This window comes from Xenococcus sp. PCC 7305, assembly GCF_000332055.1.
Classification (GTDB): domain Bacteria; phylum Cyanobacteriota; class Cyanobacteriia; order Cyanobacteriales; family Xenococcaceae; genus Xenococcus.
In genome coordinates, this window is the sequence record NZ_ALVZ01000058.1 from 1 (window position 1) to 11,027 (window position 11,027).

General features: G+C 38.5%; 10 protein-coding genes. 1 reads left to right on the top strand and 9 read right to left on the bottom strand.

The features are described from left to right. Nucleotides 1-376: 376 nt before the first annotated feature. The 6 genes from XEN7305_RS01400 to XEN7305_RS01425 form a co-directional block, all read right to left on the bottom strand. Complete coding sequence (locus XEN7305_RS01400; protein WP_006507531.1) at nt 377-1,585, bottom strand: bifunctional 2-polyprenyl-6-hydroxyphenol methylase/3-demethylubiquinol 3-O-methyltransferase UbiG; 1,209 nt, start codon at nt 1,583-1,585, stop codon at nt 377-379. Nucleotides 1,586-1,707: 122 nt separating this feature from the next. Next, complete coding sequence (locus XEN7305_RS01405; protein WP_006507532.1) at nt 1,708-2,655, bottom strand: hypothetical protein; 948 nt, start codon at nt 2,653-2,655, stop codon at nt 1,708-1,710. A 220-nt stretch (nt 2,656-2,875) separates the two neighbouring features. Further along, entirely contained in the window at nt 2,876-3,997 is a 1,122-nt protein-coding gene (proB, locus tag XEN7305_RS01410; protein WP_006507533.1) for a glutamate 5-kinase, read from the bottom strand. Further along, on the bottom strand, nt 3,998-4,627 hold the full coding sequence (gene purN, locus XEN7305_RS01415) for a phosphoribosylglycinamide formyltransferase (RefSeq protein WP_006507534.1): 630 nt from the start codon (nt 4,625-4,627) through the stop codon (nt 3,998-4,000). It abuts the gene before it with no gap. Between the two features lie 88 nt (nt 4,628-4,715). Continuing rightward, nucleotides 4,716-5,144 carry a hypothetical protein gene (locus XEN7305_RS01420; protein WP_006507535.1) on the bottom strand — a complete coding sequence of 143 codons (429 nt, stop codon included), beginning with the start codon at nt 5,142-5,144 and terminating at the stop codon, nt 4,716-4,718. A gap of 149 nt (nt 5,145-5,293) precedes the next feature. After that, a complete protein-coding gene (locus tag XEN7305_RS01425; RefSeq protein WP_006507536.1) occupies nt 5,294-6,880 on the bottom strand; it encodes a serine/threonine-protein kinase in 1,587 nt (528 codons plus the stop codon). A gap of 159 nt (nt 6,881-7,039) precedes the next feature. Here XEN7305_RS01425 and glp point away from each other — a divergent pair, with 159 nt between their 5' ends. Beyond that, complete coding sequence (gene glp / locus XEN7305_RS01430) at nt 7,040-8,278, top strand: gephyrin-like molybdotransferase Glp (protein ID WP_006507537.1); 1,239 nt, start codon at nt 7,040-7,042, stop codon at nt 8,276-8,278. Between the two features lie 33 nt (nt 8,279-8,311). Here glp and XEN7305_RS01435 read toward each other — a convergent pair whose 3' ends face one another. From XEN7305_RS01435 to glyQ, 3 genes are all read right to left on the bottom strand, one after another. Further along, the gene (locus XEN7305_RS01435) at nt 8,312-9,127 is read right to left on the bottom strand and encodes a Tab2/Atab2 family RNA-binding protein (RefSeq protein WP_006507538.1); all 816 of its coding nucleotides are present in this window, start codon (nt 9,125-9,127) and stop codon (nt 8,312-8,314) included. A gap of 134 nt (nt 9,128-9,261) precedes the next feature. Then, nucleotides 9,262-9,750: a DUF4079 domain-containing protein gene (locus tag XEN7305_RS01440; RefSeq protein WP_006507539.1), complete on the bottom strand. Its 489-nt coding sequence runs from the start codon at nt 9,748-9,750 to the stop codon at nt 9,262-9,264. Between the two features lie 99 nt (nt 9,751-9,849). After that, nucleotides 9,850-10,725, bottom strand: a complete 876-nt coding sequence (gene glyQ, locus XEN7305_RS01445; protein WP_006507540.1) for a glycine--tRNA ligase subunit alpha — start codon at nt 10,723-10,725, stop codon at nt 9,850-9,852. Between the last annotated feature and the right edge of the window lie 302 nt (nt 10,726-11,027).

Genomic DNA, 11,027 nt, shown 5'->3' on the forward strand with positions numbered 1-11,027 from the left:
ATGATTACCCAACGATTCTCTAATGATAATTTAGCAGAAACAGGTAATTCAAACTTTTCTGGCGTAATGGAAGTCTGAGGTGATTTATAGTACATTTGTTCTTGCTTATTTAGTGCAAGGGGATTTCACCAATTTTAAGGCTTTTCCGTCCATTGACCCTCATTTTTTCTTCCCTTGAGATCTCTGTAGCCTTCTTTGGCTCTACTTTTCATCTTTTCCAGCAAGCCCTATTATACTAAATCCGATTTAGATACGCATCTTTTAACGGGGCTTCGCCCTTGAAGGCAGAGGGCAGAGGGCAGAAGGATAAAACTACTTCTAACTTATCCCTTCTGCCTTCATTCTTCTGTTTTTAATTTAAAGCGGTTAAGTTTGCTTATAGACTACCCAGTATTATTAACTGTCTTTCCTGGAGAGAACGAACTTCTGCTAATCCTAGATCCTTATCTTTCAATAGATCAGCTACCGTTAATTGAGATTCCGAATTGCGATCGCAAGCTTGTAAAAAATCAAGTTCAGCATCTGAGATAGTTACCATCTGATAATCATAATTAAAAAAGTTTTTGCCAGGATAGCCTTCCATGCAGGAATGACGCTCAGGAATTGCTTTCAACAAAGTTTCATCATCTGACCAAGAAACTCTAGTCAAAGGAGGCTTAGTCAAGAAAAATTCGTAATGAGTTGCCGTGGGGTCAAGTAATTCTATAAGACGATACAATTCGCGATCGCTTAAATCCTTAGCTCTTGTCATCAAATCATCGGACTTACCAATAATTCGCTCCAATTCCCAGAATTTGGGGTTAGAAAAGCCGACAAACTCTAAGCCAGAAGCATCAATCAACTCAAACAAAGTCTCCACATTATAGTCAATCTCTTGGGGATGAACATACATATCGGCAAAAGCTTCATCACGATGATTTTCCAGAGACCATCTTTCCTTTTCTTGTTTGAGAATGCGATTATGCTCAGGCAAATTGGCAAAAATCTCTCGTCCAACTTTAACTCCATCACGGTAATCGCCTCTTTTGGCTCCTTGTAACAGAGCGATCGCTTTTTGCATGAGGCTAATTTCCCAACGTCCTAATTCTGCATAGACAAAGATATGGAACAATCCCCCAGGTGCCAATTTTTTAGCTAAAGCTTTTATGCCCTTTTCTGGCTCGGGTAAATGATGCAAAACTCCTACGCAATTAATAAAATCGAATTCCCCAGGCAGCTCCGCCGCATCCTCTAATTTCAGATGGTGAAAGGTTACAGGTTTACTATGTTTATCAATCACCCCAGATCTTTGGCATCTTTCCTGCGCAACGGCCAAGGCTTTTTCACTCAAATCAACTGCAACTATTTCTGCTTCAGGATTGAGATGGATTAAATAATCTGTACCTGAACCTGTCCCGCAGCCAGCATCCAAAATACGAATATCCTGTCGTGGTGGCTTTTGTCCTGTACAAAAATTGTAAGCTGTAATCCAATTCCAGCGCCAGTTATAGCCTGGAGGAGTGTCATCAGTCAAAGGATCAGGAGGAAAGGGGTAAGTGTTATAAAGTTGGGCTACGGCGTTATTAACTGCTTGGGAATCCGACATTATCTTGTAATTGCTGTTTCTCTTGCATTATTCTGTACTCGATAATTATTTCACACGACTTGTTGATTTATGGGGATACTTATTACTCATTACTCATGACTTATTACTTCACTCCAGCGGCACTACTCTGTAATTAACTTCTTGAGGGCAAAAAAATCAATTAATTTTGTCAATTCCGTATTGTCTGAAGTAGGAGTCATTGATTCAATTGTGCTAATCGTCTCGTGATTTAAAAACTTAAAGACTTCATTTCTTAAAATGGAGATAGCACCTGGGGGTAATCCTGAAACTTCCCTCAAGAATCTAGCTTCTCTTCCTTTAGCAAAGTTGACCTGAAACCTTGCTCTTTGTAAAAGTCTTTGTCTTAAACTCTCTGCTAATTCTGGTTGCTTAAGATACTCTTGAGCTGCAATAATCGGAACTATATCGGGGTTTTCCTCTAAAAAGATCAGGTTTCCTTCTTGAAAATAAGCATTGATTCCTTCTATTCCTAATGAGCCTATATCTGCTAAGGCCATTATTCTAGCTGATAATAATATTTCTTTATTAGTAGAATATAAGTAAGGCTGATAAATAGAATTATCTTCAATATCATATAAACAAATCGTTGCCGTGATAGATTCTCGAATAATTTTGATATCTGAATCAGTAAATATTACATTATTATTCTTGCTATTAATTAATTCTATATATTCAATTAGTTTAACAATTGTTGCTGCTTCACTAACACCAGGTTGTCTTTTTCTAGAAGTATGAACTTCTGTATTAGGCAAAAATTCCTGCACCATGTCATGAGCGATCGCGCAAATGTCAATTAAATGTTTGAGTCGAGTAATTGATGCTGGGCACTCTGCTGAGACAAAAGGTTCAATCGCTTTAAAAACAATGTCTGCTCTTTTTTGAACAGCGTAAGCATGATCGCAACTGTGATAATACAATTGTTTTTGTTCGCTTTCCTGTTGGATTTCCAAGAGAGCAAATTTCTTAACCATTGCGGCCGCTTCTTCAAACGAGCTAGGTAGCTGAGTCAAATTCTTAGTTTCAATATTGTCGCTATTAAATTGACTCATCCTTAATAAGTGATTATTCCATAGCTCATTGTGACATAAATTTATCAATTTACTGTCATTTTCATCATCACTTTACATGACTTGGCCACTCGTACGTTATCTTGTGGAGACCCTTCGGGTAAAACTACGCAAGTGAAAATTCCGCGGGGTCGCTCGTCAATTTATTTGCTCACAAAGACTGGTGTTAGGTTTTAGATAGTAGATTTTCCAGATAAGTCCGTTAATCTTCAATTACCAAATTATTACGATGAACAATCGTATCTACGCCGTTATATCCTAAGATAGAAGAAATTTTCTCCGAATGCTGGCCTTTAATTTGATCTACTTCTAGATTACTGTAATTTACTAAGCCACGAGCAATTTCTTGTCCTTGGCGATCGCATATTTGAACGGCATCGGTAGCGATAAATTCTCCCTCAACTTTGAGAATTCCTGCGGGTAATAAAGATTTTCCCTGGGTAATCACCGCATGAGCTGCACCTTCATCCAAATATAATTTTCCCATCGGTAATAAACCATAGGCAATCCAGCGCTTGCGTGCATTGTCAGTTTGCGGCTGCGGTTCAAATCTAGTTCCCAAGGCTTCTCCCTGTAATATTTTCAAAATATTTTGGGGTTTTTTCCCTTGAGTGATTACCGTTGTAATCCCCGAACTAGTGGCAATTCGAGCTGCTGCGAGTTTGGTCGCCATGCCCCCTGTGCCCCATCCTGAAACACTGCCGCCTGCTTCAACCTGTAATTGTTTAAAGTCCTGATTAGACACCAATTCAATTGGTTTAGCGTCAGGTACTGTCCGAGGATCAGCCGAATATAAACGATCTACATCTGTGAGGAGAAACAGCCAATTAGCTTTGATTAAGCTAGCGACCAAAGCTGACAAGGTATCATTATCGCCAAATTTCAGTTCGTCAACTGCGATCGTGTCATTTTCATTTACTATCGGGATCACTCCTAAATCGAGTAATTCTTGAAAGGTATTAGAGGCATTAACATAGCAATTGCGATCCATTAATTCCCGACGGGTTAAGAGAATTTGCGCGATCGGTTGGGCCAAATTGCTAAAAAGATCATCATAGATCCGCATTAATCTACCTTGCCCAACTGCCGCAACAGCTTGCTTAAGAGCCATTTTTCGAGGTCTTTCAGCCAAATTGAGTCTGGCACAACCAACGCCTACTGCGCCAGAAGATACTAATACGACACGGTGACCTAATGACCGCAGCTCAGTCAAGGTTTCAATTAAAGAGGCAATGGTTGCGATCGCGATTTTGCTACTGGTTCCTTGAGTCAAACTGGAAGTGCCAATTTTCACGACGATGGTTTGGGAAGTCATTTCAGTCATTCAGTTATCAGGGCAATTATTCACAGCTAAACTGATAGCTTGAGGTAATATCAGATGTTCTTGGACTTGGATTCGAGCATGAAGAGTTTCCAATGTGTCATCAGACAAAATTGGGACAGCAGCTTGCATAATGATTTGTCCACTATCTACTTCTAGATTTACTAAATGAACAGTACAACCAGTAATTTTTACCTGAGCCCTAAAAGCTTGCTCAATGGCATTAATTCCTTTAAAACTAGGCAGTAAACTAGGGTGAATGTTAATAATGCGATCGGGGAAATTATCCAGTAAAACTTTGGTGACAATTCGCATCCAACCCGCCATAACTACCCACTGCACATCATACTCTTGGAGGGTGTTAACAATCTTTTGGTCTAATGCTTCGCGTTGTCGATATTCTCGGTGATTGATTAATACGCTGGGAACTTGCCATTTTTCGGCACGAGATTTTACTTTGGCTTGGGGATTATTATAAATTAGCACTTTGATCTCTGCATTTAGCTGCTTGTCCGCGATCGCCTGTGCCACCGCTTCAAAATTTGTGCCACTGCCAGAAGCCATAATTCCTAGTTTAACCGACTTTTGTGACAGTTCATCAGGCAGAGATATTACAGGAGAAACTAAAGACATGGAAAATTAAAAATTAAAAATTACTTGCACTAAAGTACTAGCTTCGCGTCGCCCTCAGGATGGGGGAAAATTATTAATACCTATATGGTCAATGCTCAATGTTTAATGCCAAAGCTGATTCGAGAAAAGTAATTAAACCATCAATATCTTTATTCTCTGCCAGGAAGCATTCAGGAGGACTGGTTTGAGGTTGAAAATGTAATAATTTAACTTGTCCATCCCCAATAGCCAGAATCAAAACCTCTTGCTCTCGTTGATAACCGTCAATTAAACCTAATATTTCCTGGATATGTCCTTTAGTTCTCTTATTGAGCTTTTCTAAAGATTCTTTTGTACAAGCCACAAAATGAGGTTGGGGTTTGATATCAATTCCCAAAATATCATCGGGCTTCTCCCATTCCTGTTGCAGTCCCCAAGCTAAAGCAGCCAATTTTTGTTCATGATCATCGACAAAATTATCTAATTGCCATCGCCATTTCTCTTCAGGGATATTTTTTTGACTACTACCAAATTGCATTGTTGGTTCTTAGTTAGATTTTGTAATTGATCGCTTTCCGCGAGAATTAAATTATATATCACAAGAGTTGATTACTTTGCTTTGCACGCCATTATGAACGACAAATTTTCTGATGAGTAAGATAAAGTACCAGGTTAGATAAGTAATTCTTATTGTCCTTTTTCTTGCTGCTCGCTTATTGTCGTGTTTCTTATTTTCAAAGAACCCAAAATCTTTTTAGTTACCTGTAAAAAATCTTGATATTTAATGTCTTCTGCTACATAGGTAAAGACGTAAGCACGATTGCCTTTGACTGTAAAAATTTCCATTTGCTGTAAAGATTTGGCATCTTCTTGCCTAAGATACATTAAAGATCGAGCGTTCATTCCATCTAACTTATCGATCTCCCCTTGGTAAATTACAGTGTTTGGCTCCAACTGCGCTTGAATTTTTTTGAACATAGTTTGACTATACAAGTCTAAGTTATTAACATCTTCGGGCAACTCATCGATAGATAAATAAATTTTTTCTTGAAATAAATCAAAGCCATCTTCTGCGGGAGATGTTAAAACCAAAATATCGCCGGTAATTGGGTCATCTAGCTCTTCAAGAGACCAATCTTTAGGATATTTAAAAGATATTTCATGGATTTCATTGTTATAGTCTACGAAATTACGATATTTAGTTATATTCCTCAGCAAAATTGTGGCAAGAAATAAACTTATAACTAAAGGTATGATAAAAATGCGCCATGGTTTGAAAGTTGAAAAACTTAAATTAGAAGTTTTGCGAGTTTCTTGCTTTGCCTGAGTAACATGTTTTCGGCTCTTCGTCCCAATTGCCGATAAATCTCTTTTTTCAACCATTTCCTCATCAAAAGGAGGTGGGAAAACAACGACATTTTCTTCTTGTTCTAGGTCTTGTAAAACTTCAGTTACAGATTGATAGCGATCTTGGGGGCGATCGCGGGTCATCTTGTCCAAGACATTGGCCAACTTAGAACTAATACTAATCTCTTGATTATTTTTTAAATCCTTAATTGCTGAACGGGCAAAGTTATCCAGGTTATTAATTGCGATTTTATTATCTTTTTTGCCACTTAAAGCATAAATTGCTACTTTCCCTAAAGCATAAATATCGCTGGCAACTACTGGATTATTTTGTAATTGCTCTGGAGCTGTGAATTCTTGATCTTTTAAATACTGTCTGGTTAAAAATTTAGGTTGTAAATTATTATCTTCTATCATTCGCTTGAGGGAACCAAAACCAGTTAGAAATATTGTGCCATCTTCCTGATGACGAATTATATTAGAAGGTTTTATATTGAGATGAAGCATATTTTTCTGATGGATAAAACCCAAGCATGGTAAGCTATCCTTCATCAAGGAAATAATTTCAGCTTCTGTTAATATATGACGAGTTATTTCTTCTGCTAAAGTCTCCCCAACAATAAAATCTCTAACAAAATAAAAATCCCGATCAATAATAAAAAAATCTCTTATTTCAGGAATTTGCGGGTGATGATCTATCTGCTTAAGCTTCATTAGCTCTAAGGTCAAACTTTCCCTTAGATTGTTACCAGCCTGAGTTTTTAAAAATTTTGCTTCTATCTGAGTTCTTAATCTTTGAACAACACAAAGTGGTCCCAGAGAAGCGGTTCGGTCTTCTGCAAGATAAATAGTCCAATAGTTTTTGTGCGCTAACTGGCGAGATATATAATATTGATTTTTTAGGATCTTCCCTAACAGCGACTCCATTCAGGTATCAAACAATGATTAAATTAGTTTTTAGATTATAGATGTTAGGTTTTAGGTTTGATAGCCTAACTGCTCCAGAGCTGCGCTCTGAATAAATCATTTAGATATATATTTTAATATCTTTAATCCGTATGATATACATGATATCTTGAAAAACTTATGTTGCCAGCCCAAGAAGCAGAACAAATAATCCTCAATTTACTTGAGCCGTTAAATATTCAACAAGATTCAGAAATAGTTAATCTCAAATCAGCTGGAGGAAGGGTTTTAGCCCAATCCATTAGCAGTAAATTAGATTTTCCCTATTGGGATAACTCCGCTATGGATGGCTATGCTGTTCGTTATGAAGATGTGCAAAAAGCTTCTGTGGAAACACCTGTAACTCTAGAAGTTGTCGAAGAGATCCCCGCAGGTTCGGTTCCCCAAAAAACAATTTCATCTCAACAAGCGGCCCGTATCTTTACGGGTTCCATGTTGCCAGAAGGTTCAGATACCATTGTGATTCAGGAAAATACGCAACGTAATGGTAATTTGGTCACAATTTCTGTTTCCCCGCAACCACGGCAATTCGTTAGGCATCGTGGTTCTTTTTACCAAGCAGGCGAATCCATGTTGAAACCTGGAATAGCTTTAGATGCACCAGATATTGCCATCCTAGCTACCGCTCAATATAGCGAGCTGAAGGTTTACCGTCGTCCTCGCATAGCTATTTTATCTACAGGCGACGAATTGGTTACTCCCGATAGCTCCCTCCAACCGGGACAAATAGTAGATTCTAATCAATATGCCCTAGGTAGTTTTGTGAGCAGTAATGATGCGATTCCCATCTTTGTAGGAATTGTCCCTGATCAACCAGACAAGCTGAAAAAAGCTATGGCTCAGGCGATCGCAGAAGCAGATATTGTTTTATCTACTGGAGGGGTTTCTGTAGGTGATTACGATTATATAGACGAAATTTTGGAAGAGTTGGGAGGCCAAATCCAGATTCGCAGCGTAGCAGTAAAACCGGGAAAACCCCTAACTGTAGCGAGTTTTGACAATTCTTGTCTATATTTTGGCATTCCAGGAAATCCAGTTTCAGCTTTAGTCAGTTGTTGGCGGTTTGTCCAACCTGCCATCAAAAAACTCTCAGGATTAAAACATAACTGGCAGCCCACTTTTATTAACGCAACCACTAAAAATGAATTGCGCTCTGGGGGAACCAGAGAAACTTATTTATGGGGCAATTTAAACCTAGTAGGAGGCGTGCCAGAATTTTCTTTGGCCACTGGTAGTCATAGTTCAGGTAATCTCATTAATTTGTCTCAAACCAATGCTTTAGCTATGATCCCAATCGGGCAAAAATCTATCGCTGCTGGAGAATCAATCAAAATTATGTTAACTGGACAACTTTATTAAATTAACAATACTTGACATTTTAAACTGGCAAAATCACGTTAAAAGCCAGATTCCTGTATTCGTCATCCCTGAATCATCGGGTTGTATTAATAGAAAATGCAATCCCTTGCTATCTTGTTTGCGTTGCTCATAACTCCTTGCGGCTTGAGCTATCGCTTCCGATTCAAAAGTTGCAAAAATCCATCTATCGACTAATCCAGATTCTAATACCAATCCCCCAGATTTGCCTATTTCAGTAGGAATATAATTTAAGGCTACGGGCTTTTGTTGATCTAACCAACGAGCTAAGACCATAGACTTTCGGCCGCCATAAACCACTATTCCGGGGATTAAAGCATCTGAGGCAATACCTAGCTTAATAGGGTTTAAAAATTCGGGAGCGAATTTAATCGGTATCGGGCGATCGCCAGTAAAATTAATAAGATCATTTGCGCTCATACTGATAAAATTCCAATTCTCTCCCCACAGGTCTTCTGGAACACCTTGCGGCGGCGGTTTTTCTACGTCAAATGAGTTGTTATTCTTTGATTTATCTTTTGAGTTTATCGGCGAATAATTCTGTAACTTTTCTTTTAAGGCATTCGTTCTTCGGGTAGTTTCTAATTCAATCCCCAACTCTTGAGTTGCTATCTCGAACAATCCAACTATTTGAGGCCGAAAAACCTGAATTTTAGTAGGCAATTTTCCCTGGGCTGCTTGTTGCAATTGTTTTGTTAACCATTTTGCATTAACTTGCGCAGCAGAACAGTTAGTCTCATGGATTAACTTTCCATCAGAACTACAAATGACTAATTGCCATTGAGGTTCTATTTTAGGATAGTGATAGAAATCGCTTTGCCAGATAGTCATTTAAGTTAACGTACGTACAAAATTGCAAAATTAGGGAATTTCATCGATAAGCATTTCAGAAAGGAGTCAATAAAATACTCTCTTTCCGATAATTGCCGTATGTCGTTTCTAGCTCCGCTAAGAGAATAATCTCACTAAATAGATAAACCGAGTTTTACGCCCAATACAGCATGGATCACCATAATAGCTAAAGCCAGACTTCCTACATAAGCATGAATTGTTCTAAGAACAGATTTATTGCCAATGAATCCAGCAGCAGATAAAACCACATTAATAGTTAGTAAACTCAAAACAATTGAACCTGTCCAAAAATGTGGACTTTCCAAAATATTTTGCTCCTGCATCACCATAGACAAAACTCCACCTGTATAACCAGAAGCTAGAAAAATAAACATTAAAGGTGCAATTTGGCGATGCTTTGCTTTGTTCGTAGTTGCCTTCTCAATATCAGTATCTTTAAGTTGACGACTCCGCCATCCTGACAAGCCGACGACACTCCCCATGACAAAAACCACAATACCCATCATCAGAGGATGTCCCCAATGAACCACAATATCAGGCAGCCCAAAACTAGCAAACCAATCTGCAATGGGTTTCAATGATTCCGTTAGATTCTCAACCATTTTCTTTCCGTAACAATTCTTAACAAGAGAATCTTAGCAGTATATATTTAAATATCCCTACATTTTTGATTAACATTGCATGACAATAAATTTTTTCGTCTAGCCAACCTTTAGCGGAAACCCAAGATGTTCTCTTTGCTGTAAGTACAAATGAGCTACTTTCCTGGCCAAATTACGAATTCTGCCGATATAACGAGTTCTTTCCGTAACAGCGATCACGCCCCTCGCATCTAATAAATTAAAAGAATGAGAACATTTTAAAACATAGTCCAAACTAGGCATTACGAGCTTGCGCTCAATTAGCTGAGTTGCTTCTTTCTCGTACAGACTGAATAAACTGAACAATAAGTCAGGATCAGAAGCTTCGAAATTATAGGTACATTGCTCGATCTCCCCTTGAAGATAAATATCACCATAATTGAGAGCATTGTTCCATTGGATCTTATTAATCCCATCTACGTCTTGAAGATACATCGCTAATCTCTCCAATCCATAGGTAATTTCAATACAGACAGGGCAACAGTCAATACCGCCACATTGTTGGAAATAGGTGAATTGAGTCACTTCCATGCCATCCAACCATACTTCCCAACCTACTCCCCAAGCACCTAAAGTGGGAGATTCCCAGTTATCTTCTACAAATCTAATATCATGCTCTTCTGGTTTAATCCCCAAAGCACGCAGCGAATCAAGATAAATTTCTTGGATATTGTCTGGAGAAGGCTTAATCAGTACCTGATACTGAAAATAATGTTGAACTCGATTGGGATTTTCTCCATAACGTCCATCAGTGGGTCGGCGACAAGGTTCAATATAGGCAACCGACCAAGGTTCCGGGCCAATAGCACGCAAAAAAGTATGATGATTCATGGTTCCCGCACCCTTTTCTGTATCGTAAGGTTGTGCGATGAAGCACCCGCGATCGCTCCAAAAGGAATTAAGAGTCGCTACAATCTCCTGGAAATTTAAAGACACAATATTTTCATTACTCCCTAAAAAAAAATTATCTGCTCAAACACCATATCACAAGAGACTTTCAGGAAAAGAAATTGGACAAAAAAGAGAAAAAAGGGGAAAAAAGTTGGGAAAGGGGGTTGACTTTTATATTTAGGAGATATACATTGGTAAATGCGCGGTTGAGGGAAACGAACCCCGAGACGACGCCCAGAACCTAGACAAATCAATAGTTTGAAGAATTTTGACAGACAATTAGTACCTGAACAAAAATACATAAGAAAAGAAAAATCCTAAGTCAAACTAGGATAACTCAAAAGAAG